Source organism: Nocardia blacklockiae, assembly GCF_015477355.1.
GTDB lineage: Bacteria > Actinomycetota > Actinomycetes > Mycobacteriales > Mycobacteriaceae > Nocardia > Nocardia blacklockiae.
The window spans coordinates 15,971-39,418 of the sequence record NZ_JADLRJ010000016.1 but is presented as its reverse complement, the minus strand read 5'-3'; the positions used below and the strand labels follow the sequence as shown (position 1 = coordinate 39,418).

Sequence of the window (23,448 nt, the reverse complement as noted above, 5' to 3'; positions counted from 1 at the left end):
CAAGTGAACGACATTTCCGCTGATCACCATCTGCCGGTCGAGGTTCGGGCGGCGCGGGGCCGCACAGAGTTCCGTCGCTTCCACCACTTCGCTCACCTGTCCGGCAACCCGAGCCTCGCGGTCGGAGTCAGGGAGATGTGGATGGCGGAGAAGGCGAAACTCCTCGCCTCGGCACTACCGCCACGACAAGCGCGCGACTCCCTGGACCGCGCCTGGGAAATCCTCGACGTACAGGGCATGGTGCTGGCCCGCTCCCTCGCTCTGGTCGCGCTCACCCACGGCGAGGTCGTCGCAGGCCTGACTGCCGGGCCCGCACCACGATTCGTGCGCCGTTTCGCCCCCGCCGGTTCCCACGCGATCCGCCGCGCGATCACGGCGACCATGCAGATCCACCTCCTCGCCGTGGAACCCGACTACCGCCGCGGCGGCGTCGCCCGCACCCTGCTCACCCATCTCCTGAACCTCGCGGGCAACGCAGGCACGATGCTCGTGTACGCGCGCGCCGACACCGAGACCGCGCCCGCCGGACCGCTTTTCGCCTGCGGGTTCACCGCCCACACGCTCGCGGAGCCGGTGGAGTTCAGCACCCACGGGATCACCGCCACCGAACCCACCCGACCTGGCACCACCTTGTACTCCCGGAACCTATCACCCAGCCGACCGTGGCACCGCCAGCCCGGCGTGGAGGATTGAATCGTCTCGGCAGCAACGGGTCTCGCCGTCGTGTCGGTATCGCGGTATGACGTGGTGGTTGTCGGTAGCGGGTTCGTCGGCATGCGACGTATTTCGCGCACGACCACGCCACAACGGCACCGTTCCGCGCCCGGATGTGACCTGGGTAAGTGACGAGGTGCCGCCAATCACCTGACGTGGGCGACCCGCGGCACCACCACGTCCGTTCTCTCGATCTCTGCGTGCACGTTTCGATCGCCGCGGATGCCGTCCGGACCGGACAGCCATACAGCGCTACTAGCGATGAGGCCGAGCGCCGCCTGACATTCGCGCCCAGGCATGAGCCGGATGTGGCGCGAGAGGCGTTGGTCGGCTGTCGAGGTTCACGTCTGCTTTTGAGCTGCTGCGTTCTTCGTTGCTTCGTCGAATACCTGGGCAAGGCCTCCCGGAGCGTCTTTCTTCCGTTTGACCACTGTCAACAGTCGTGGCAAATCAACTTTGCCGCCGAAGAAGAACTCGTCGAGAAGTTCGATGCTCGGTCCGCGACGCTGCCGTTCGTCGTTCAGAGACTCCAGCAGATCATGCACACCCGACGCCCTGACGACATCTGCGAACAATGCGTCGATCTCATCCCGGTAGGCAGCCCGGGTACGCTCGCTGATCGCGGGAAACAGGTACGCCTCCTGCGGGAGATCGGAGATTGGGCGGCCCGACGAGAAAGCCTCGACCAACGGGACCGGATCGAAAATGCCCAGCAAGTCCATCAGCCTGGCCAGCTCCGCGTACTTGAATGTGGTATCGATCTCGCTCACGAATTCCCCCTAGCTCATGCGGCGGAGCAAACATCAGCCCCCCTGACACCCAGCACGATACCGCCACGCCGCTACACCCTGCCACGGCTGAGGGCGGCAACCGTACGGCTGGTCGACACCGCTCGCCAGCTCTACGCTGGCGGCCACAAAGTCGAAACCGTCCACGCCCTGCGCGCACTGCGACCCTCATGACCGACACCAGCAAGCGAACCTCGCGGAGGCCCCGGTGACCGCAACCCTGCGCGACGAACTCCGCCGCACCGCCGAGGCCGACACACCCTCGGTGATCGAGCTGGCCTCAGCGCTGATCCGCCAGCCCTCGCGCGGCGGCATCGACGACTACGAACCCGTGCTCGGCCTTGCCGAAACCTGGCTCACCGACCACGAACTACCCCGCCGACGACTCCACACCGCCGACGGCGCGCCCGCTGGTGTCGTCTGCGAAATCGCCGGAGCGCACCCGGGTCCGGTGTGGGTTTTGGACGCGTGCCTGGACACCGCGCCCTTCGGTGATCTCGCCGCGTGGACATTCCCGCCCACCGCCGGCGACGTCGAAGGAACCTGGATCCGGGGCCGCGGCGCCGCCGATTCGAAAGTCGCCGCCGCGATGTTCTGCCATCTCGCCGCCGCCATCAGCCGCCGCTGCGACGACCTGCACGGCACTCTCGCTGTTCTGCTCGACGTCGACGAACACACCGGCGACTTCGGCGGAGCGCGTGCGTATCTCGCCGAGCCCCACACGGCACCGATCGCTGGCGCGATGATCGGCTACCCCGGTCTCGACGAGGTGGTCGTGGGCGGCCGCGGCGTCTTTCGTGCACGAGTCCACGTCTACGGCGACGCCTCCCACTCAGGTTCGTCGAAGCCGGTAGCCAGCAACGCGATCAGCCGCGCCGCCCGCTTCGTCGCCCTTCTCGACGGCCTCGAACTCCCCGAACCGGTGGCCGGCGGGTTCCCGTTGCCGCCGAAACTGACCGTCACCGAGATCCGGGGCGGAGACAGCTTCACCACTGTTCCCGACCATTGCGTTATCGGCATCGACATTCGCCTGACCGATGTGCTCGGCGAAGAGGCGGCAACCAAGCTCCTCGACACCGCAGTCGCCGTGCTCGACAACACCACTCGCGCGCCACGACCCACCACGATGGACACGGTCGTGAGCTGGCCGCCGTTCAGGCTCACCGGCCACGACCAACCAGCAGCAGCCTTGATCGCAGGCACACGAGCAGCCGGACTCGCCGTCCGAACGAAGATCGCGGGCCCTTCGAATATCGGCAATCTCCTTGCCGCGGAGGGCATCCCGGCTACAGCGGGATTCGGGATGAACTACCACGGACTGCACGGCATCGACGAGGCCGCCGACCTCGCCGGCCTGCCCACCGTGCACATCGCCTACCACCACGCCGCTCTATCGCTGCTGGGAGTATGTCGCTGACACAACAGTTCTCAGCGGGATGTGGACATCTACGGCTACGTCGGCGCATTGTCGTGGCGGCCGGACGCTGTGCGATCACAACCAGGGGGTCACGCGCCTATTGCGCCAGTCGTTATGCGGTCGATCACCCGCTCGCAGCCCAGTTCGGCGCGGGCTGTCGGGTTTCTCCAGTAGAAGGTGGCGAGGTGGAACATGAGGGCGGGGTCGAGTCCGTGGCCGGTGGGCGTGAGGTCGATGTGGAGGCTGAGCAGTGCGCTTTGGAGCCGGTGGGCAAGCGTGCGTCGTCCCGAAACTGTCACTCGGGCAGTGGTTTTCGGGTTGATCCGGATTTTGCGGACGTGGTATTCGGTGATCGGTTCGATGGCCGCGATGTCGTCCCAGGCGAGGATCTGTGTCGTGGTGCCTGATCGCTGCACGACGCCGTCGGGGGTGAACGCGCAGTAGAACCGCTTGCGGCGTCCGGCGAGGAAGTGGACGATGAACCCCACGCAGCCCACGCCGACCATGATCGGTACCGCGTTGCCCACGGCCGCCCACACGGAATCTTGCGGATCTCTGGTCTGTGCGGCGTCGGCCATCGATCCCCATACGACGACCGCCAGGAATGCCACGCAGGTGAGCAGCCAGATCGCGATCATCGCTCGTACCCATCCCCGCAGTTCGCAGCGCAGCCCGACCGCGCCGCCGTCGACGACCGCGATGCGGGTGGTGCGCGGCAAGTTTTTCCACCGCACCTTCATATGCGGCACCAACGCGACGACGAAGGCCGCCGCCATCGGCATCGCGGCGATTCCGAACACGACGCCAGCAGTGTCGCCCCGCGCGGCGTGGTCGAGGGTGTAGGGGATGTAGACCAGGCCCATGATCGCGAGCACGGCCATGGCCGCCACGAGCTTTCCGGGCGGCCGGGGCCGCCCCCACTCGGCCGGCCACTCCGTCAACGGCACCTCGCGTGGCCGGAGCCGTACCGTCCGGGAAAGGGGGCGCGATCCCGACTTTCGGTCGCCTGACCCTCGTGTGATCACCGGCGCTAACCGCTGTCTGCGGTGCGGTCGATGAGGTCGCTGCCGGCCGTCGTGATGACCCACTTCCGGGCGGAGTGCTTCCCACGTTCGCCGGTCGCGGCGACCAGCTTGTGCCCGTCCAGACAGTTCATGGTGTTGATCACCACCTGTTTCCGCAGACCCGCGCCGGCGGCGACCTCGGCGCAGGTACGGGGCACGCCGTCGCGCAGACCCCAGAGAACTTTCCGCTGATTCTTCCCGTACCCGTAGCGTGGCGTCATGGTGGTTCCTTTCCAGTGATGATGAACTGCTGATCTGTTCCGAATCCGCACGTGCGCTGCATCTTTCGACACGCTCGCGCCTCCGGTCGGTGCCAGGCGCGACACCCCGGGCGCTCACGGTGTTTCACCGTCGGCCGGTGAGCAGGGCGGCGAGTGCGGTGGCGTCGTCGGCGCGCCAGGTGAGTTGTTGGGCGCTGACGGTGACTGCGGTGAGGGTGTCGGGAGTGGCGTCGAGGATGCGGGCGGCCAGCGCGAGGGTGCCCGAGGTGTCGAGGACGACCTGGAGGACAGGCAGGAAATCCGCGGGGAAGATACGGCGCAGCGCCCGGCAGGTCAGCCCGAGTAACAGCTGTGTCAGAGGCTCGACGTCCCGGTCGGGACCGGTCACGACGACCACGGTCAGTGGGGTGCGGGCGGGCAGGACGGCCAGCTGCTCGACGATCGCCGGGGCGGCGTGCAGTCCGGTGAACAGCACGTACTGGTCGCGGTAGAGGTCGGCTGGGGTGTCGTGGAGCAAGTCGTGGCCGCGCAGCGGACTCCACGGCAACGGCCGGAGCCGCACCGCCGAACCACCCTCGTGCACAACGTGGTTGACGTGTTGGGCATCGGATGTGGCGGGGTAGGTGCCGGTGTGCTGGGCGGCGTAGCGGGCGCACTGGTCGGGAATGTGAGCGAGGTCGGCCTGCGGTGCGGTCCACGGCGCGATCGTGGTCGCGAGCAAGGTCGCGAGAGTGGCCTCGGAGACCGGCCGGTAGTCGTGGGCAGGGCCGGCGTGGTCGCGGGCGGGATGTCGGCGCTCGAGGTCGCGCAGCGCGAGTGCGACCAGGGCTGCGGTGAGGGCGGACAGCCCGGACAACGGTGCCCGCAACCGCGTGACGGCGAGGGGAACCAGGTCGGCGAACAACGCCGACACCCGCATCCCGCCGGTCGCGGTGGTGCCGGGTTCGGTGGGTTGCAGTTGCCGTAGCCACTGAGTAGCGAAGGCGTGGACCGCGTCAGTGGCCGTGCGGGCGGGGCGCGAAGGAGGACCGGCATACGTATCGAGCGCCCGGGCCGCGATTGTGGTGTGGTCGGTGAGAGCGGCGAGGTAGAGGGCGGTCTTGGTGGGGAAGACCGAGTAGACCGTGCTGCGGGTCAGCTCGGCGCGGGCAGCTACCGCGTCGACGGTGGTGTCGCTGAACCCGTGGCGGAGGAACTCCGTGCGCGCGGCGGCCAGCACACGGGCGTGCGTGCGGAGTTGCTGTTCGGTGCGGACGAGACGTGCCATGTCTGTCGACTCCTCGAAAAAGATTGGTAAGCAACGGTTTCCGGTGGACAAGCGGCCGGGACGGTGGACGAGCGCGCGGCGGGACGGGCCGGGTCAGGTGGTGTGCGCAAGGGGAATGTGCGGGGCGTGCCAGGCAAGGACCGTCGCGATCGCGGCGCGATCGAGACGCCAGCCGGTGACCGGGCGGATGCTCACGCTCTCCTCCCAGACCGCCTCCGGGCCCACCGGGACGGTGGCCGACGATGGGAGTGGGCGGTGGTGCAGGATCTTGATGTGTGACGGTGCCCGGCCCGATCGCAGCTGGGGCGTGGAGAGCACGACACCGGTGATCTGGGCCCAGGGCACGGTGACGGTGGTGGCGTCGTAGCGCCACAGTGGGTTTCCGCCCAGCGTGATGCCGTGGTCGTCGATCCGTAGTGCCACGCGCGACGAGGTCATGGTGGCGGTGACGGTCACCGCCGCGAACGCCGCCAGCACGAACACCAGGATCCGTGCCAGTGCAGGCCAATCCGTTGCCGCCACCGCCGTGAGGGCACAAGCCGCCGACAACAGAAGAACCAGTATGCCTTTCGGCGTGAACCCGAAACGCGCTTCGTACACCGGAGACGGCTGAACAGGCAGCATCAGCGTGAAATCCTTTCCGCTAGCGAAGATTTCGAGAACGAACACATCGACCCGCTCGAGGGCTATCGCTGGTGGATGTCATCGAGCAGAAGCAGGCCCGACAGGCGAGCCGAGCAGTGGTCGGGATGAATGGCCGCGGTAGGCACGGCGGAGTCGGTCCCGCGTGTGCCGGTGTGCGTTCACTGGCCGTGCCTGGCCAACTCGTCAGCCAATCGGGAACGCATCGGAATCGGTCCAGCCATTGCTGTTTCGGGCTGATGGTGTTGTCACCGTGGGTGCCAGAAGTCGTGCCGGACCGCGTCCCAGAGGTCGGTCAGCCTGGGCCACCGTCGGCGGGCCTCGGCGAGGTCGGGGTAGGGAGCCTGCCCGATGGACACCACCGGCAAGTCGTCGGCTGTGTCGTAGACCCCGGTGACCGCGATGCCCTCGATCTCGGCACCACGCCAGATGAGCGTCCAACTCGCCTCGAGCCCGTCACACTCGGTGACGTGCGTGGTTGTCGTGTCCTCGCTCACGGTCGCGCCTTGGGCTAGCGGTGCGCTGCGCTGCGCATCGTGCCGATCAGTTCGTCGAGGACCTCGAGCATCGACCGTGTCTCGTCCGACATGCCTGGCGGATCGTCCGCAGTGGGTTCCCACGCGATGCCGCGCGCTTCGGCACGCCGTCGCGGCGTCGTGGCCGCCAGTTGGAGTCGTCGGGTGTTCACCAGGTAGCGGATCGCCGCAGCCTTGCGCGGGCATGCCACCGCCCGGCACTCGATGTGCAGGCGAAATATTCGGTGTGCCACCGACGGTGACAAATCCGTTTCCGGCAGCCCATGGGCTGCCGGGTCGATGAGGGGCGGTACGTCCCGTGACGATGTCTCTCCGGGGCAGATCGTCTCGAGAGCGAACCGCTCGCAGATCCGCGCCGGGTTGTGACCGACAGCTTCGAGGTCGTAGACAATGATCGCGGCAGCATGTATTCCCGCAGCGATGGTGATCGCGTACCCGATCGGATCGGTGTGCCCTTCCGGGGGACGCACCGTGTAGACGTAGTGGTAGCCGAGCCGCTGGGTGTGGCGCTGGATCTCGTTGCGGCGGCGCGGCGCGTCCAGCGAGGATACGTCGAATCCCATCGCCTTCGGCCGCTGAAGTTGTCCGGTGACCGTTCTGCCGTCCCGATGTGCCACCATGGTCATGGTCGTACCTCCGAAAAATTGTTGTGCCGGTGAGCTTTTCGGCGACAGCAAGCCGCTTCTCGGCTCGCCGAGCAGGTCTGAAATCTCCGGGCGTCGTCATCGCCGCTGCGAATGCTCGTAGCCCGGGCAGTGGGGTGGTCGGTGCGCCCGGCAGGGGGTCTCCGAGTCTCGGACGGCGGCGTCCTCATGAGTCCTCCTGTGCAGCGTGAGAACGGTTGTGCCGCACGGCGATCGGCTGCGATGTTTCACGGCCGGTGGATGGCCGTGGTGTCACCCGATCTACTCCAGCGTGTCCTCGGGGTTCACGGTGACGACCCGGCAAAATCGACGCACCAGCTGGTGCTCGCCGCACAGGTGCGCCAGGTCGGGCACGATCACCGTGGCGGCGCCCTGCGCGTCGACGGTGGCGATCACATGTTGGATGACGTCGGCGAAATCGGTTGAGCGATAGGCGAGTATGTCGGCCAGGTCGTAGCCGAGCTTGCGGGCACGGTTGCGGATTGCCTGTTCGTCGAGGCTGCGGCGCGCCTTGCTCAGGTCGAGAAGAACGAATCCCACCGCGCGTGGACGGGCGCGCCGTACCGGTGGCGAAGCGGTCATGAGAAGTCGGGGACATCGCGCATCACACGCTGGGTCTTGTCACGCCCGCAGCCCGCGCGGTGCCCGCGCAGTGCCGGATGGACTCGACCACCGTCGCCATCGACGGCCGGTAGACGGTGTGCGGGTTGGTGATCCAATCCCGCCGAATCGACCCGCCGCCCGGTGAGGGCAGCGCGATCTCACCACCGGCGCGGACGACGGTGACGCTCCACCGCATCAGCTCGGCGTCCAGGCCGACTCCCGGATCGGCGTCGGCCGCCCAGTCGACCAGAAATGTCCACCGGTGTGCGCGCACGTGCGCGACGATCGGCCCCACCGCGATCCCCCGGTCGTCCAGGTGCGTCCGCACCCGGCCACCGAGCCCGGCAGGCATGGTCAGCCCGGCGAGGCCGCCGCCGGCTTTGGCGACGAGGACACCGCCCCGCCGTACCAGCGGTACTCCGAGCTGGCCGCAGTAGTGGTCCGCTCGGGACTCCTGAATGTCCGCGGACGCGGTGGGCAGCCTCATCGTTCCTCGATCCCCTCCACGGCAAGTGGAGCGAGAGTTGTGTCACAGTCGGATACAAGCACGCTACGTCACTTGTTACAAGTCTTCAAGCAAATTGGGGTGATTGTGTGGAGACAAGTCCGGTACGGTGAGTCCCGGCCTGTCGCCGGAGGGAAAGGAACGAGATGGCCAGCACCTCGCCTGCCGTTGCGGGACTGGAACTCATGCTGCGGCTGCGCGAACGCGCCAGGCAGCGCGGCGTGTCGACGAAGGAGATCATCACCGCGCTCGGCATCACCCAGCAGTACTGGTCGCTGGTCGGCCGAGGTAAAGGACTGCTCAGCGAGGAACGATTGCGCACGTTGATGGGCGTGCTGGAGTTCGGCGGCGACGAGCAGGCCGAGCTGCTGGATCTGCGCGCTACCGCTGAGGGACGTGGCTGGAATGCTGAGTACTCCGCACTGTTCGACAGCGAGCTGATGCGCTTCTACGGCCTCGAAGACGGCGCCGAGAGCATCCGCTCATTCGAATTCGGCGTCATCCCCGGACTGCTCCAGACCGAGGACTACATCCGCGCCTTGATGTCGGCGATCACCGCAACCGGGCGACCGACCGAAGCCGAACAACGCGTCCAAGCACGACTCCATCGTCAGCGCCGCCTCGACGAGCCCGAACCCGTCCAGCTCTCGATCGTCATCGGGCAAGCCGCCCTCGTGCAGCAAGTCGGCGGGCCGGCCGTTCAGCGCGCGCAGCTCGAATACCTGGTCGATGTGGCCGAACAGCACCGCAAGAACCTCGATCTGCGCGTCATCCCGTTCGACGCCGAAGGCTCGGTCGCCGCGGTGAACACCTCGACCTTCCACCTCCTGGACTTCGCCAGCCCCCGGCTGCCGACCGTCGGCTGGCTCGAGACGGCGCTCTACGGCGAGGTGGTGGAGGACTCGAGACGGGTCGGTGAGCTGGATTTCCTGTACAACAAGGTGCATACGATCGCCCTCGGCCGCACCGAATCGCTGGACCTGATCGGTCAGATCGCACGTCAGATAAGGTGAACATCATGGGCACTACCTGGTTCAAATCGACATTCTCCGGCTCGGAAAAGACTTGCGTCGAAGTCGCCCATCGCGATGACACCGTTCACGTCCGCGACAGCAAATACACCGGAGACCCGGCACAACAGCCGATCGTGTCCATCCGGCCCGCAGACTGGCAACCATTCCTCGACCTCGCCCTCAGCGGCAACTCCGGCGCACTGACTGGCGGCATCGCCATCACCAACCACCACGACGGCGGCGCAACCATCACCGGCCCCCACGCAGCGCTCGTCTACGACGCCGCCGAATGGGACGCCTTCACCAAAGGCATCGCCGACGGCCAATTCGACCGACGCGGCTGAACTCTCGCCTAGCGGCGGAAACTAGTTAGCGAAGCGCGCAAGTAGCGCGTATCGACGGTGCTCCTCGGTGCATGGATTCCGCCATCGGTCCGTCACGGACGCAATTAGGACTGGATCTGTTGCAGCTGTTTGCAGTTCCGGGGCGCGGCCGGTGACCCCATCGCCGCAGGCGACTACTCCTGCTCCGCGAGGTGCCGCTCGACGGATTCGAGTTTGGTGTTGAGAGTATTGGTGTGTCCAGGGCGGAGGTCGGCTTTGATGATGATGCTGGCGCGGTCGGAGGTCTTCATGACCGCGTCTGTGGCGGCTTTGATCACGGCCATGACTTCGTCCCAGTCGCCTTCGAGTTCGGTGAAGCTGGCGGCGGTCCGGCTGGGCAACCCGCTGTCGCGGATGACGCGGACTGCGGCGGCGACCTCTTTCCCGACGTCCTCGCCGACGCCGACTGGGGTGATCGAGAACGCTGCAAGCATGGTTGTCTCCTCCTTCGTAACCAACGCCTGACGTGCAAATCGGACCATCGCGCGCCGGGCTCTGGTGAGCTTCGGGTTACAGGGTACGCAGGACATCGTCGGTCTTGCGGCGTAGTTCGGGCACACCAGTTGCTTGCTTGATTCGCTGCGAGTTGGTCAGGCGGCGAATACGTTTCACGTCGTCTGTGACGCGTGCTGACGTCATGCCCTGGGCCTTGTCCAGCACCTTGGTGGCGAGTTCGACGCCTTGATCGACGTCGCCGCGGCGGAGGTGGAGCTGGGCAAGGTGGGCAGTGGCGAGCACGCGAGAGCGGGCGTGTTCGTCGGATAGTCGTCGCGCGGTGTCCAAGCGTTCGAGGGTGTGCGACAGTTCGAGCCCACGGGTGTAAGACAGCTCGAAAAGCCCTTGGGCGAGGTCGGAGTTGAGCAGTTTGGCGGTGTAGTAGTCCTTGAACCCTTCGTGCTGGGTATCGGGATGGTCCTCATTCCCGGCCTCGCTGAAAAGCGATTCGGCTTCCAGGACGGAGCGGATGCACTCGGCATGGTTGCCTTGCCGTCCGAAGGCGCGTGCCTTCACCGCGGCGATGTCGGCTCGGCGCAGCAGCGACAGTTTGTCGGGGCGCAAGCAGGCAACACCCAGGCTATTGAGTGCGTCGTCGATGTCGCCGCAGTAGATTGCTTGCCGAGCTGCGCAGGTGAGGATCGCAGCACGCAGCCACCAGGCGCCTTGGTCGGCGATGAGCGCGTATCCGGCACGGAAGTTCTCGCGCGCCTGCTGATGTTGGCCGCGGTCGTAGTGTGCCCACCCGACGACGCGGTGGAACGTGGCAATGGCCTCATCGAGTTCGCGGGCAACGTGTGGTGCCTTCTGGGCAGTTCGGTACCCGCTGGCGACGTGGAGCTGGGCTTGCATGCCCTCAGCGAGATTCAGGCCGGCGTCGTCGGCTTGCCGGAACAACGCTGTCCAAGACTTTACCTGGTCGACGTGCTCGCTGCCGACCCGCATTGGCGCGGTGGTCTTCGCAGTGACTTCGGATCCGTTGGCTCTGGGCGGCAGTGCTGCGACGACCGGTAGCGCTGCTAGACCGAGTAGGAATTCGTCACGGCGCACGTCGGCCCCCTGATGCTGCACGAGGCGAGCGGTGCGCGTGTCGCGCGGGTTGAAGAATCCAAGCTCAGCAGGCGTGCATTCGAACAACTCGCACATCGCTTGCCGGTAGGGCGGGTGCGGCCAGGTGTGGCGACCGTCGAGCAGTCTCCTGATCGTCCGGTCGGTGTAGCTGCCGCGCTGGCCGGTGTTCGCTGCAACACGGTCGTTAACGAACTCGGCGACCTCGTCCCTTGTCCAACCGGAGTCGGAAATATGTTGTGCGAGATAGAGATTCGGGGTCCGCTCGTGTACCACCTCGGCCCGCCTCCTCCGATCCGCGTAACTGATCACACCCGATGTGACGACTCTGCCTCGGGACCACACGGTTTGTCCAGGCGCAAGCGTGCCTGATTGTCAACCGGACGTTTTCGCCCTGGCCAGGGTCGAGAACGACCGGGTGCTCGCCCTGCCGGAGCGAGGCGTGGTCGGGGAGTCTTGATGTCGAACAGGGAAACGGCCGAGACCTTCGTTCGGATTGCCCGCCCGTTAGCCCTCTACGTCAGCCCTGGCGTTCATGCCTTCGATTTGCAGTCACAACAGCCCTCCTGTCCGGAACCCGAATGGAGATAAACCCTATTTAGCCGCTACACGGAGTTTCCATCGCAGGAATAGCTCCAACGTACCCATCTACTTACTCATCACAAATTTCAGGCACCCACCATGCCCGTAGTCGTGCCGTTGACTCTCTGCGTTGTCTGCAAGAGCGGTTATTCAGGAGGTTGATTTCCATGTCTGATTGTATTTCGGTTCCTGTTCTTGTCGTGGGCGCGGGTCCGGTGGGTTTGACGGCGGGTGTGGAACTGGATCGGTGGGGGGTGGATTTCTGCCTGATCGATCAGGCCCAGGGTTGGTCGGAGATGACCCGGGCGATCACGGTGCACGCGAGGGTGCAGGAGTGGCTGGCGTGGATCGGGGAGGACGAGGCATTTCTGGAGCAGGGCCGACTGCATCGATCGATGGACTACTGGTACGCGGGCTCGAAGAGGGTGACGCGTTTCGATTTCACACGGTTGCCGGACACGAAGTTTCCGCATGTGCTGATGTGCAATCAGAATCAGACCGAGGCGTTGTTGCGGAGACGGTTGTCGGCGCGCGGCCGGTTGGTGAAGTGGGGCACCCGCCTGGTGTCGGTTACTGCGGATCCTGATGGTGGTGGGGTGACCGCGATGCTGGCGTTGCCGGACGGCCGGGTCCAGGAGGTGCGCACCGAGTATGTGATCGGTTGTGACGGTGCGCATTCCACGGTTCGTCAAGAGTTGGGGTTGCCGCTGGACGGGATCGAGTACGCGGGCCGGACCCGGATGGCCGATGTCGCGGTGCGGGGGCTGCCGCTGGACGCTGATCGACTTCACTACCTGAATGAGGACGCCGTCGGGATGTTGATGGTGACCGAGTTGCCCGGCGGTTGTTCCCGGATCGTGTTCAGCGAGCCCGGCCAGGCCACGGCCGGGTCGGTGGATGTCGCGGCGCTGTGTGGTGATCTGCAGGCGGTGTTCGACCGGTGGTTCCCGGGCAGGGTGACGCTCGGCGAGCCGGTGTGGGCGACGGAGTTCAAGCAGTACCGGCGGCAGAGTCCCGCGTATTGGCGGGGCCGGGTCTTCCTCGCGGGCGACGCGAGCAACCTGCGTTCGATCGCCGGCGGGATGGGCCTCAACTGCGGCATGCTCGACGCGATCAACCTGGGCTGGAAACTGGCCGCGGTCCTGACCGGCAAAGCCCATCCCTCGCTGCTGGACAGCTACGAGCGGGAACGGGTACCGGCCGACGCGCAGGTGATGGCGGTCGCGGGACGTTTGCACGCGATCCTCATGGACCACACGACCCCGGTGGCGCAGCGGATCGAGCTGGCGGAGGAGCCGGGGTTCCACCAGTCGGTCACCGGTCTGATCTCCGGGCTCGGCTACACCTACCGCGACATCATTCCTGCCCCGGCCGATGTCCGGGCGCTGGCGGGGCTGGCCGCGGGTGACCGGGCTCCCGAGGTCGGGCTCACCGCACGGATGGGGGTCCACGATTTGTTTACCGATCCCGGCTACACGCTGCTGACCGTGCACCGCCAGGCCCGGTCGGTGTGGGAGGCCCAGGCTCTGGCGTCGCAGGTGCGCAAACGTTTCGGCGAGCGCGTGCGCACGGTGGCAGTGTGCCCGCCTGGCGACCAATTGGCCCCGACGGGCACGGTGCTCAGCGACAACGGCCGGGTCCACGACCTCTACGGCGCACCCGATGCCGACGTCGCCTGCCTGATCCGGCCGGACGGCTACCTCGCCGGGCGGGTGCGCCTATCGGACTCCGACGCCCTGCTCGCCGACCTCGGCACCGTCCTCACCTGACGCGACCGGCTTCTTCGCCCCGGCATGCGCTGTCGCTGAATTCCACTTTCCCTCTTCGCTTTTGGAGTCGTATCGAATGACCACACCAGAAGATCAGGCCGCACCACCGGGCAGCTGCCCGTTCCGGCACGGCTCGCCGGTTGATGCCGCTGATGAGCGAATCCCGTTGCATGATCCGGCTTTCGCGCAGAATCCGCACGACGCGTATCGGGCGATGCGCGTGAGGTTCGGGTCGTTGGCGCCGGTGGACCTCGCGCCGGGGGTGCCGGCGACGCTGGTGCTCGGGCATCGGACCGCGGTCAAGATCTTGCACGACGAGGCGCATTTCCCGTCCGATCCGCGCCGGTGGCAGCGGACGGTGCCGCCCGATACGCCGCTGCTGGCGATGATGGGCTATCACCCCGCTGCCCGCTACACCACCGGCCGCGCCCACGAACGCTACCGCGAAGCATCCCGGGCGGCGATCGACGCGGTCGATCTGCATGCCCTGCACGACCTGGTGGAACGGGTCGCGGTCCCGCTGATCAACGCCTTCTTCGACGCGGGTAGGGCGGAGGTGATCAGCCAGTACGCGCACCCGCTGGTGGTGCGGGTGCTGAACGTTCTCGTCGGGTGCCCGGAAGAGATCGGGGACGAGATCGCGCAAGGGATGGCGGCTCGGTTCGACTCCGGCGGCGCCGCCGCCGTGGGCATGCAGATCTTGAAGAAGGCGCTGACGGATCTGGTCGTGGCCAAACACTCCGAGCCGGGCCGGGATATGGCCTCGATCATGCTCCGCCATGCCACCGGGTTGACCGGCGACGAAGTCGTCGCCCAGCTGATGAGTTTCTACGGCGCTGGCGTCGAAGCGTTGCAGAACCTCATCGCCAACACCATCTTGTTGACTCTCACCGACGGCCGGTTCGGCGGCGGTTTGCTGGGCGGGAGTTTGTCGACGCGGGAGGCGCTGGATGAGGTGTTGTTCACCGATCCGCCGATGGCGAACTTCTGCACCACCTACCCCCGTCAGCCGGTGCTGCTGGACAACGTGTGGCTGCCCGCGCACCAGCCGGTCGTGGTGAGCCTTGCCGCCTGTAACACCGATCCCGCGATCCGCGCGGGTGACATCGTGGGGAACCGTTCGCATCTGGCGTGGAGCGCCGGGCCGCACCTGTGCCCGGCCCAGGATGTGGCGCTGCGGATCGCTCAGGACGCAATCGACCAGTTGCTCGACGCGCTGCCCGACCTCCAGCTCGCCGTCGCGCCCGATGAACTGAGGTGGCGGCCGGGCCCGTTCCACCGCGCCCTCACCGCCCTGCCGGTGTGTTTCACTCCGGCTTCCCGGCCGCCGACCGGGCTGTATGCGGTCGGTGAGTTCGCGGGACCGGCACAGTGACCGCGGCCGAGGTCACGGCCCCGGCCGCTGCGGTGGGTGCGGACGTGGGGCGTCCGAGTCTGTGCCGGATGTACAACCACTGGTTGCGGGGCAAGGATCATTACCCGGTCGACCGCGACGCCTGCCATTACGTGACTGGGTACGCGACCGGCTGGGAGCTGGCGGTGCGGGCCAGCCGTGAGTGGCTGCGGCATCGGGTGTGTGACCTCGCCGCGGCCGGGGTGGATCAGTTCCTGGTGCTCGGTGCCGGGCTGCCCGTGGCCAGCGAGCCCGCGGTGCACGAGCTGGCGTCACGGGCCCTGGGTGGACGGCCCGCGCGGGTGGTGTACGTCGAGGCGGATCCGTTGGCGGCCTTGTACAACCATGCCGAGCTGGCCGACCACGTCGTCGTCCACGCGGTGCGCGCCGACCTCACCGACCCCGCCGACGTGCGGCACCGGGTGCGGGCGGCCGGCTCGGTGGTGGACTGGTCGCGGCCGGTCGCGGTGCTGCTGCCGGATTCGCTGCCGCATGTCCCCGACGACCCTGGCCATGCCACGGTGGTGCGCCGGTGGCGCGCGATGCTCGCGCCCGGGTCCTGGATCGTGGCCAGTCACTACACCGATCCCGGGCTTCGTAGCGCTGCGCACCTGTACGCGGCGGTGCTGCAGCAGCAGTTCACCGCGTTCGTCGGGTCCGGCTGGTTCCGCAGCCGCGCGGAGATCGAGGCGTGCTTCGACGGCCTGGAACTGCTGCCGCCCGGGATCAGCGACCTCACGGCCTGGCCGACCGCGGTCGCCTCGGCCACACCACTACCCATGGAGGCTCGCCTGATCCTGTGCGGCCTCGGCCGCATCCCCGACCCCGACCAACAGCCGGGAGACATGCTGATGAGCATCGATACGCCGCGAGGCCGTGGAGTGGCCGTGGCGGAGAGCGCACTGGCCGTGTCCCTGGTCGCTGTCCGGTGTGGCAGCAACCAGGCCCTCGTGACCGCACGGTGCGCGGGCTATGACGGCCTGGCCGCCCAGGTCGAATCCGGCCACCGGCTGCTGCCCGGGAGGTGATCAGCCATGCCACCTGCCACTCCGCCCCGGCCGCCACGCGATCTGCGGCACATCCATATCGAATCCGGCGCTCTCGCCCTGGATTATCAGGCCAGCGCCGAACAAGCACGGCACGTCGCCGACGAACTCGTCCGCACCTTCGCCGGCCTGGACCTGCGCGTCACCGTCGACGACCAGGTACGGCGCGATCTTCCGCCGCTGCCCTGCGCCGAGCTATGGGACTGAGACAGCCGGGCGCTCCGCATCGAGGGCCCGAACCGCTTGCCTGGCAATACTTTTCCGTCGACCGAAGGCTCTACGGCGTTGTGACCCAGTGCGGGGCGGCGACGGGGTCCGTCGGCGGTCGTGGCGCGGCCGGTTTGGGCGTCGTTCTCCGATTTCGAGTGAAAGGAATTCCGGCACATGTTTTCGCTATCCGGCCGTGCGGGCGCACGGGTGTGGTTCGCAGGGGAGGTTGTGCGCTGATGTGGGTGATTACCGCGGAGCGGCTCAGCGGCGTCGATTGGTCGGCCGACACGTTCTCCACTCATGTCCACGGGCTGAGTCCGATGTCGGTGACGCCGCAGGAGCTGACGGCCGCGTGCCGATACATGAAACCCACCGACGAGACGCGTCCGGTGACGTGGCGGCTGCTGGACTTCGACGACGTCGACGAACCCGGCACCTACCTGCGCCACGGCGAACCAGCCGTCCTCGTCGATGGTGCCGGACCGGCCTGGACCATGGCGTGCTTCGCCGATCGCCTCATCCGGGATCGCGGCGATTCCGCGGCCACGGTCAGCGCAGTCCTGCTGTACATGTCCTTCTACGGCGACCGCGGCTACCTGCTGCCGAATCTCGTTGTCGCACAGGACGGGGAAAACCTCGAGCCCGGTGATCCCCGCGCCAGCGGCAGCTCGGACGACGAGACAAGCGAGGCGCACCTGCCCGCGCCAGCCCGACCGGTGGAGGTGCCGTGAGATGGCTGCCGATTCTGCGACCGGATCGTCTGCTGGCCGGACCGGTCACGTCTACTACGGGTTCTCTGCGGAGCGGCCGCTGATTGTCTCGCTGCCGGGGGTGGAAGCGACCCCGGATACCCCGCTGCCCGACGCGGCACCGTTCCTGCGGGTGTGCGCGGGGATCGAGGAACCGGGGACGGCGATGCTGCGGATCGCCCGCGAAATGGTGGGCATGTGGCGCTACACCCACGAGCACAGGCCCACGGACCCCGACGAGGTGGCCCTGCTGAACGAGAAACTCAACCTGGCGGTGTTCCTCCTCGACCAGGAAGCCGACGGACACCTCAAATCCGTTGCCCACCAAGTGGTTACGCCGCTGAGTCCGTCGACCTACGGCCAATGGGTGGCGTGGCTGATCTGGAGATACGTCCTGTACGCGCTGCGCCAGCACGACCCCGGGCACGCCGCACGCGACGCCGCCGCACTCACCTGGTGCATCGAGTCGTTCAACGAACTCGCCGCCGCGGCACGAGAGGGCCGGTTGCGGTTACCGAAAGACCAAGGACCAGAAGACGACGGCGCTCAGTACCCGCCCCGCCGGGTGTGGCCGGAGAACACCGGCACCGGCACCGAGGGCCACTGAATCACTGAGTCGCTGAGCCACCACCGAACCGCCCGCCCGCCACAGCCACCCGTGCGCTCGTTCCCCGCGCACGTGGTGCGCGTGACCCGGGCGGCGTACCTCCCTCATTCCCGAGAAAGGCACCTATGCTGTCCTATCCCTTGTCCGCGGTCTCGGACTCGTTCGGGTCCAGGGCGACGCCCCGGACCGATGAGCTGATCACGACCCTGGCCGCCCGCCACGGCGACGAATTCGTCGTCACGCTCGCCGGCAGCTATTTGGTCGGCCGTCACGGGGACCGGACCGGCCGCGATGCCGGTCTCCTCGCCATGATCGAGCAGTTGACCGGCAGCGGCCTGCACGACCAGGAAGCCACGTCCCTGCTGTGCGGCTACCTCGCCCAGTTCGAGGCGGCGCTACGCACCGACCTGCACGACCACCAGCACACCGCCCAGGCCGGTCACCAGGCGTCCCGGTACTGCCCGGCACTGCGCCGTCAGGGCGCATCGCGACCGGGGGACGCGTCGTGAGCGGCACGCCACCGCCGCTGCCCAGCCTGGAGGAGTTGCTGGCCGCGATGGGCGGGAGCTTCGATCCCGGCCATCCCGCCGTGACCGTGCTGCGGGCCGGATGGTTGTTCGCGCAGGTACCGGCCTGGTACCGCGGCGATGCCCTCGCGATCGTCCGTACCCGGCCCGACGGCACCGTCCGCGATATCGAGACCGCGAGCACCGCGTTCCGCACGCTGGGCATCGACGTCGACCTCACCGTCGCCCGGTACCTGACCCAGGTTCTGATCACCGCGGCGGGCGGACCGGACGATCCCGCCGCCGAACGGATCGCCGCCGCCATCGAGGACCTCGCTGATGCGCGCGCCGCGGTCGCCGAGGCCCCCGCGACCGGCCACGCCCACGACGACCCCGCCGAATACCACTTCGCTCGCGCCTGCCACACCTACGAAACCCTCCGCACCGGACATCCCCCGGCCAACATGCCCGCACAGCGGCCGCGACTACCCTCCACCACCCCGCCTCCGCTGCCGCCAGCGTGGCGAGAGCGGGAGCGGGCGCTGCCGATCATCGGCGGGAACCGGTGCATCACCTGCGGTGAGCCGACGGCCACCGGGGTCACCCTGCATGGTCGCCGGACCTGGACGCTGGCGATGGTGTGCCTGCTCGGCGGCCACTACACAATCTTCGCGAGCCTGGCCGGTCGCTACCTGACTGCGAGGGTGCGGGCGCGGCCCGTGCCCGGGTTCCGGTGCCGGTTGTGTGACCGCTGCGCCGTCGCCGGACTCGGCATCGACGTCGCCGACCCGGGCCCCTCCCCGGCACCGGCCAAGATCCTGTCCGAGCCCGACCCTCATGCCGCCGCGGCGAACTCGCATGGCATGTCCGCACCGCCCCACACATTTGGGGGCAGCCGATGGCCGTGACCAGTGCGTCGAGCGTGCCGGAGACCGTGGTGCTGCGGTGGGTGCTGCTGAGCGAACTCGCCGACGCCGCCGCGCCGGTGCCATGGCCGGTGCTGGTCCACGCGGCCCGCCGGACCCGCGGAGCACGGCCGACGGCGATCGCCCGCGCCGCTGCCGCCCTCGAAGACGGCGGGCTCGCTCACCGAATCGCCCTGCGCCCCTTGGCCTGTCCCGCAGACGACAGCGCTCCGGCCGCAGCGTCGAGTCGATCCGCGACGGGCCGGGTGGACGAAGCGTGGGTGATCACCGAGGCCGGTGCGCGCTGGCTGCGGCACGCGGCCGCGCAATGGACCCGCCCCAAGGGATGGGTACGCACACCGGCGCAGCGCGCGACCTATCGGGTCGGGGCGCGGTTGCGGGCGCTGCGACTGGCCACCGGATGCAGCGTCGACAAGTTCGCCGACCGGCTCGGCTGGACAGCGCAGAAGGCCCGCGACACCGAAGCGGGGCGACGCCGGGCCCGCCCGGACGAGATCGCCGCCTGGTGCACCCACGCCGACGCGAGCATCGACGCCTGCGCCGAGCTGATCACCCTCACCCGACTCGCTGCCGACCTTCGCCGACGAGCCCGCCGGAAGAACCCAACGTCCTCCGCAGCACCAGCCCACCTCCTGCGCGCGCACGCCACGATTCCCGAACGGCCGGGCACAGCGACAGCCGACGACGGGCCGCAAGTGTCAGCTCCCTACGGGAGCCGCCTGTGACCATGCTCGCCGCACCCCGGCACGACCGTATCGAACTCGACATCGCCGGGGCGACAGCGGATCTGGCGCGCCGCTATCCCGAACTCGCCGCGATCGACACCGTCGACCTGCGCCCGGCCCCGCCCGGCCGGTGGGCTGTCGCGGCACCGATCGTCCTCGATCTCGATATCGGCGGGGACCCCGACGACGCGTTCGCCCTGGCCTGCGCGGCCAGACTGCCCGAACTGTGCCTGGTGCTCACCAGCGACGAAATCGACGGCGAGCGCGCCCGGCTCGCCCGCTACCTGCTGGATCTCCTCGGGCGCCCCGACGTGCTGGTTGTCGCCGGAGCCGACCTGGCCAACCGCCGCTACTGGGTCGTCGACGGCCTCGTCCCCACCTCGATACCGGCCCAGGCCGGTGATGTCGTCGACGCGGTGCGCGCGGTGTGCGCGCGGTACGCGGGGCCGGTGCGGTGGGTCGGGTGCGGGCCCATGACGAATCTCGCCCGGGTGCTGCGGGAATGCCCGGAGCTGGCCCGACGGCTGGTGATCACCCAGATGGGTGGGGCCCTGCACTACCGCGACCCCACCCGGGCCGAGCACAACGTCCGCCTGGACCCGGAGGCCGCCCTGTTCGTCGCGGTCACCGCCCCGCACCTGACGCTCACCTTGTCGGATGTGACCTTCACCGACGAGATCGCCGTCGGGCCCGCTCCCACCGACCCCGGCCACTCGGTGTATCGCGTGCTCGCCGCGGCGGATTCCCCGTCGTGGGCGCGGCTGCTGGCCGAGCACCTGGACCGGTGGGCGGCCGCGTTCGACGGCCGTACCAGCAAACAGCACGATCCGTTGAATCTTGCTGTGGCGCTGGGGATGTGGTTCGCACATGTGGTGCGGGTGCCGGTGGCGTTCGCTGCCGACGGCCGCATGCGCGCCGAACAGGGTGGTCTGCCGATCCAGGTCGTGCTCGCCGCGAACTACCCCGCGGTCCGGCAGTGGCTCGTCGATCAGCTCGGCCTGTCCTGCACCTGGCACCACCCCTAACCCCCGGTCCACCCACTCTCTCGGAAGGAGCCGCACCATGATCGACCTCCGCCGCGATATGCATCCGGACAGCTGACCCACTGACATCACGACGTCAGCGGGCGAGGCTCAGCGATGTCGGGCCGCCACCGACGCGGACGACAACGCGGAATCGCACGGACCCGGGCGGAAGGGAGGCCGCGGGATCTTAATAGAGGGAGTGGATCGACGCTGAGGGCCTGGCCCGGACGCTGCTTCGTCGCACCGGCATGGTGGAGGAGGGGCGTGTGGTGGTTGCCGCGCATGGCCGACCGCCTGGAGGAAGGACTACTTCTTGTCGTGAGGACCGTCGCTGGTGTTCACTGTGACGTCTTCACTCGCCCCGCCTGTTTCATCCGGAACTCTGATTCCTGGCCTTGCGCTGCGTCTTCTGTGGAAGTGACTGCGGCAGAGCGAATTCGGCAGCGCCCTCCGGGCCGCTTCTGTAACGGTGCGCGGCTCGAAGCTATACGTTTTCGTGGAAGCCCAACTCCTTGTATCAGGCTTGGTCGGCGCTGTCGCGGGTGCGTCGGTGCAGGCCGGGGTTCAGTGGTGGAATAACCGGCGGCACGGCCGCTGGGCCTCATTGAAAGATGACGCCGCGTTGGCGAAGGATCTGCCCGAGGGCCCGACCAAGGCATGGCTCAATGACTATGTCGAGTTGCGCGTTCAGTTGTACGGCCTCGACGAGACGAGGCCCCGAAGGGATCTCAACCGGCTTTTGGGCTGGTGGACTTTTGTCCTCGTGGGGCTTTTCACCACGGGCCTCGCGTTGCTCGCCAGCGGGGTCTGGGCGAGGCTGCTGATCGCGGTCGGAGAGCCCGAGAACCAGATTCCGCCCGAATGGCGAACCTGGAACCCTCAAGCCCTGGTCCTCTTTCTTCCCGCGGTTCTTTTGTTCCTTTTCGCACGCGACTTCGTAGGTTGGCTGGATCCGGTCTACTACCAGGTGCGCGGGTTGTCCTCCTTCGTGTATACGCCGATCAGGAGGACAATCGAGGTGCCTGCCCATGCCACGAAGACACAGCGGTGGCGGCTCAAGGCGCGAGAGTGGTCGGACAGCCGGCGCGGGCCGTTGCCGCACCCCGAGGAAGGAGAACTCGAGCCGCGGATCAAGGATCTCCACGAGAAGATCGCGGCATTGCGTCGTGCCGGTGATTCGACGGAAGTGGTGTCGTCGGATCCTCACACTGCTGCTGTGGTGGCCGTCGTCCCTGTCCCGGATCCCGCCGCGTCGGCCGGGCAGGACCCGCCTGTCGCCAGCCGCCGACCCACACACGGCGGATACCCCGGCCCGTGACACGCTGGTCGCCCACCTGCTTCCCGGAACTCGCCCTCGGTCTCAACGACGACCGAGGGCGTCGGGCCGCGATCGGGCTACCACAAAGCTCGCCTTTATGACAGCGGTACAGGCAGCTGGATGTGGTTCGCGGGACGCACCGGCCCGCATCCAGTTACCTGCTAGCACAACCGCTTCGTGAATGCCTGGGTAGCCGATCATCACACCACGGATCGGCCCGGTGGCGGGCTGGTCATGTGTGACTGACCAACATATCTGTCACCGGTCGGTGTGCCCGAGTTTGATGTTTCGGGTGACCGGATCACGGTATCTGTCACCGTTCTTCCATCGTTGTTCTCACCGCTCCGCTCAATTCCCGACTACTGACGGCCGAGCGCATACGTGGCAAACATCCGCTATTGACCGATGTGCGCGCGTAGATGGAAGGCAGCGCAATCGCCAGCGCACTCGACACACTCTTGCAAGAGACGTCTCCGGCCACCAACATCGGGCGGATGTACGGGTCCCGATTCAGCCACGACCCTCCGGATCGACGTCGCGGCCGCAGACGACGCGGACGAGATCGACCGCGACACCGCCGCGGCGCTGGGTGAGCTGGCGGCCATGGTGCACGGCGGATTCGTGCGGCTGGTGACCAGTGTCGAAATCGGCCGCTAACTCGCCGACGAGCAACTGCTCGCCGAGTCGATCGCCGAAGCCGTGTCACCGGCGGGCCCTTCGCCCGAACCTCCTCGGGCCGAGAGCGCCAGCGTGGACTCGGGGCCGCGCGTGTCCGGCGTGGCCGAGCTGGCGGCGTTGGGCGCGGATTCGATCGTCGTTCAAGGCCCGACGGAGGTGTCGGATCGGGTGCGGCCGTTCCAGCGCGGTGACGACGGGAACTGGTACAGCTACGGGATCGGCAGCGGCGGTCTGTCGTCGGAACGGTTGTGGAGCAGCGGGGATGATCTGGTCGTCGTCTCCCGCAGCGACCGCCCTGTCACAGCCGGTGCGACACAAGTCGAGCGCGTGCGCGCTTTTCCTGTCAAGTCAACATGTTGAACTTTTGGGATCTCCGGTGCCGTAGGGGCGTGGTGTCTGGATGATGGATCGCGAGTGTATTGAGACACGTTGTAGTAACTGCGGCCTGGGGAGCCCTCGACCAACTTCTCTGAGCTGGGCGGAGGTCGCCGCCGACGAAGCCGATCGTCACTTGAGGCAGATCAGCCCGTGCCGATCCGACGGATTCGCTGACA

28 protein-coding genes are annotated in these 23,448 nt (G+C 67.6%); 16 read left to right on the top strand and 12 right to left on the bottom strand.

What is annotated here, in order from left to right; genetic code table 11:
• Positions 1-3: 3 nt before the first annotated feature.
• Positions 4-693: a GNAT family N-acetyltransferase gene (locus tag IU476_RS31645; protein ID WP_195105987.1), complete on the top strand. Its 690-nt coding sequence runs from the start codon at positions 4-6 to the stop codon at positions 691-693.
• A gap of 362 nt (positions 694-1,055) precedes the next feature.
• Here the strand turns inward: IU476_RS31645 and IU476_RS31640 are convergent, their stop codons facing one another.
• Positions 1,056-1,484, bottom strand: coding sequence for a hypothetical protein (locus tag IU476_RS31640; protein WP_195105986.1), 429 nt, complete (start codon positions 1,482-1,484; stop codon positions 1,056-1,058).
• 226 nt (positions 1,485-1,710) lie between these two features.
• Between IU476_RS31640 and IU476_RS31635 the strand changes: the two genes are divergently transcribed.
• On the top strand, positions 1,711-2,919 hold the full coding sequence (locus tag IU476_RS31635; RefSeq protein ID WP_324194477.1) for a M20 family metallopeptidase: 1,209 nt from the start codon (positions 1,711-1,713) through the stop codon (positions 2,917-2,919).
• 89 nt (positions 2,920-3,008) lie between these two features.
• Here IU476_RS31635 and IU476_RS31630 read toward each other — a convergent pair whose 3' ends face one another.
• The 8 genes from IU476_RS31630 to IU476_RS31595 all read right to left on the bottom strand — a co-directional run bounded on the left by IU476_RS31630 (position 3,009) and on the right by IU476_RS31595 (position 8,383).
• The gene (locus IU476_RS31630; RefSeq protein WP_195105985.1) at positions 3,009-3,800 is read right to left on the bottom strand and encodes a hypothetical protein; all 792 of its coding nucleotides are present in this window, start codon (positions 3,798-3,800) and stop codon (positions 3,009-3,011) included.
• Between the two features lie 149 nt (positions 3,801-3,949).
• Complete coding sequence (locus tag IU476_RS31625) at positions 3,950-4,204, bottom strand: hypothetical protein (protein ID WP_195105984.1); 255 nt, start codon at positions 4,202-4,204, stop codon at positions 3,950-3,952.
• A 124-nt stretch (positions 4,205-4,328) separates the two neighbouring features.
• Positions 4,329-5,471, bottom strand: a complete 1,143-nt coding sequence (locus IU476_RS31620) for a TetR/AcrR family transcriptional regulator (RefSeq protein ID WP_195105983.1) — start codon at positions 5,469-5,471, stop codon at positions 4,329-4,331.
• A gap of 93 nt (positions 5,472-5,564) precedes the next feature.
• On the bottom strand, positions 5,565-5,993 hold the full coding sequence (locus IU476_RS31615; RefSeq protein ID WP_195105982.1) for a hypothetical protein: 429 nt from the start codon (positions 5,991-5,993) through the stop codon (positions 5,565-5,567).
• A gap of 368 nt (positions 5,994-6,361) precedes the next feature.
• A complete protein-coding gene (locus IU476_RS31610; RefSeq protein WP_195105981.1) occupies positions 6,362-6,610 on the bottom strand; it encodes a hypothetical protein in 249 nt (82 codons plus the stop codon).
• A 14-nt stretch (positions 6,611-6,624) separates the two neighbouring features.
• Positions 6,625-7,275 carry a hypothetical protein gene (locus IU476_RS31605; protein WP_195105980.1) on the bottom strand — a complete coding sequence of 217 codons (651 nt, stop codon included), beginning with the start codon at positions 7,273-7,275 and terminating at the stop codon, positions 6,625-6,627.
• A gap of 279 nt (positions 7,276-7,554) precedes the next feature.
• On the bottom strand, positions 7,555-7,833 hold the full coding sequence (locus IU476_RS31600) for a hypothetical protein (protein WP_195105979.1): 279 nt from the start codon (positions 7,831-7,833) through the stop codon (positions 7,555-7,557).
• Between the two features lie 64 nt (positions 7,834-7,897).
• Positions 7,898-8,383 carry a DNA-directed RNA polymerase subunit beta gene (locus tag IU476_RS31595; protein ID WP_195105978.1) on the bottom strand — a complete coding sequence of 162 codons (486 nt, stop codon included), beginning with the start codon at positions 8,381-8,383 and terminating at the stop codon, positions 7,898-7,900.
• A 203-nt stretch (positions 8,384-8,586) separates the two neighbouring features.
• On the opposite strand from IU476_RS31595, the gene IU476_RS31590 reads away from it, so the two are divergent.
• Positions 8,587-9,414, top strand: coding sequence for a helix-turn-helix domain-containing protein (locus tag IU476_RS31590; protein WP_228824628.1), 828 nt, complete (start codon positions 8,587-8,589; stop codon positions 9,412-9,414).
• A 5-nt stretch (positions 9,415-9,419) separates the two neighbouring features.
• On the top strand, positions 9,420-9,758 hold the full coding sequence (locus IU476_RS31585; RefSeq protein ID WP_195105976.1) for a DUF397 domain-containing protein: 339 nt from the start codon (positions 9,420-9,422) through the stop codon (positions 9,756-9,758).
• 173 nt (positions 9,759-9,931) lie between these two features.
• On the opposite strand, the gene IU476_RS31580 is transcribed toward IU476_RS31585, so the two are convergent.
• Positions 9,932-10,231: an MTH1187 family thiamine-binding protein gene (locus IU476_RS31580; protein WP_195105975.1), complete on the bottom strand. Its 300-nt coding sequence runs from the start codon at positions 10,229-10,231 to the stop codon at positions 9,932-9,934.
• 76 nt (positions 10,232-10,307) lie between these two features.
• Positions 10,308-11,636: an NsdA family TPR-like regulatory protein gene (locus IU476_RS31575; protein WP_195105974.1), complete on the bottom strand. Its 1,329-nt coding sequence runs from the start codon at positions 11,634-11,636 to the stop codon at positions 10,308-10,310.
• Between the two features lie 473 nt (positions 11,637-12,109).
• On the opposite strand from IU476_RS31575, the gene IU476_RS31570 reads away from it, so the two are divergent.
• The 11 genes from IU476_RS31570 (at position 12,110) to IU476_RS31520 (ending at position 22,216) form a co-directional block, all read left to right on the top strand.
• Positions 12,110-13,711, top strand: coding sequence for an FAD-dependent monooxygenase (locus IU476_RS31570; protein WP_228824627.1), 1,602 nt, complete (start codon positions 12,110-12,112; stop codon positions 13,709-13,711).
• Between the two features lie 76 nt (positions 13,712-13,787).
• The gene (locus IU476_RS31565) at positions 13,788-15,086 is read left to right on the top strand and encodes a cytochrome P450 family protein (protein WP_195105972.1); all 1,299 of its coding nucleotides are present in this window, start codon (positions 13,788-13,790) and stop codon (positions 15,084-15,086) included.
• 44 nt (positions 15,087-15,130) lie between these two features.
• Positions 15,131-16,132, top strand: a complete 1,002-nt coding sequence (locus IU476_RS31560) for an SAM-dependent methyltransferase (RefSeq protein WP_195105971.1) — start codon at positions 15,131-15,133, stop codon at positions 16,130-16,132.
• A 6-nt stretch (positions 16,133-16,138) separates the two neighbouring features.
• Positions 16,139-16,357 carry a hypothetical protein gene (locus IU476_RS31555; RefSeq protein WP_195105970.1) on the top strand — a complete coding sequence of 73 codons (219 nt, stop codon included), beginning with the start codon at positions 16,139-16,141 and terminating at the stop codon, positions 16,355-16,357.
• Positions 16,358-16,596: 239 nt separating this feature from the next.
• Positions 16,597-17,091: a hypothetical protein gene (locus IU476_RS31550; RefSeq protein ID WP_195105969.1), complete on the top strand. Its 495-nt coding sequence runs from the start codon at positions 16,597-16,599 to the stop codon at positions 17,089-17,091.
• A 1-nt stretch (position 17,092) separates the two neighbouring features.
• The gene (locus IU476_RS31545) at positions 17,093-17,716 is read left to right on the top strand and encodes a hypothetical protein (protein ID WP_195105968.1); all 624 of its coding nucleotides are present in this window, start codon (positions 17,093-17,095) and stop codon (positions 17,714-17,716) included.
• A 125-nt stretch (positions 17,717-17,841) separates the two neighbouring features.
• Entirely contained in the window at positions 17,842-18,225 is a 384-nt protein-coding gene (locus IU476_RS31540; RefSeq protein WP_195105967.1) for a hypothetical protein, read from the top strand.
• A complete protein-coding gene (locus IU476_RS31535) occupies positions 18,222-19,130 on the top strand; it encodes a hypothetical protein (RefSeq protein WP_195105966.1) in 909 nt (302 codons plus the stop codon). The genes IU476_RS31540 and IU476_RS31535 overlap by 4 nt, the downstream gene beginning before the upstream one ends.
• Positions 19,121-19,873, top strand: coding sequence for a helix-turn-helix domain-containing protein (locus tag IU476_RS31530; protein WP_195105965.1), 753 nt, complete (start codon positions 19,121-19,123; stop codon positions 19,871-19,873). Before IU476_RS31535 ends, IU476_RS31530 begins: the two co-directional genes overlap by 10 nt.
• A gap of 2 nt (positions 19,874-19,875) precedes the next feature.
• Entirely contained in the window at positions 19,876-20,898 is a 1,023-nt protein-coding gene (locus tag IU476_RS31525; RefSeq protein WP_228824643.1) for a nucleoside hydrolase, read from the top strand.
• A 496-nt stretch (positions 20,899-21,394) separates the two neighbouring features.
• A complete protein-coding gene (locus tag IU476_RS31520) occupies positions 21,395-22,216 on the top strand; it encodes a hypothetical protein (protein ID WP_195105963.1) in 822 nt (273 codons plus the stop codon).
• 510 nt (positions 22,217-22,726) lie between these two features.
• Here the strand turns inward: IU476_RS31520 and IU476_RS31515 are convergent.
• Positions 22,727-22,888, bottom strand: coding sequence for a hypothetical protein (locus tag IU476_RS31515; RefSeq protein WP_195105962.1), 162 nt, complete (start codon positions 22,886-22,888; stop codon positions 22,727-22,729).
• Between the two features lie 105 nt (positions 22,889-22,993).
• On the opposite strand from IU476_RS31515, the gene IU476_RS31510 reads away from it, so the two are divergent.
• Positions 22,994-23,254, top strand: a complete 261-nt coding sequence (locus IU476_RS31510; RefSeq protein ID WP_195105961.1) for a hypothetical protein — start codon at positions 22,994-22,996, stop codon at positions 23,252-23,254.
• Positions 23,255-23,448 lie beyond the last annotated feature (194 nt).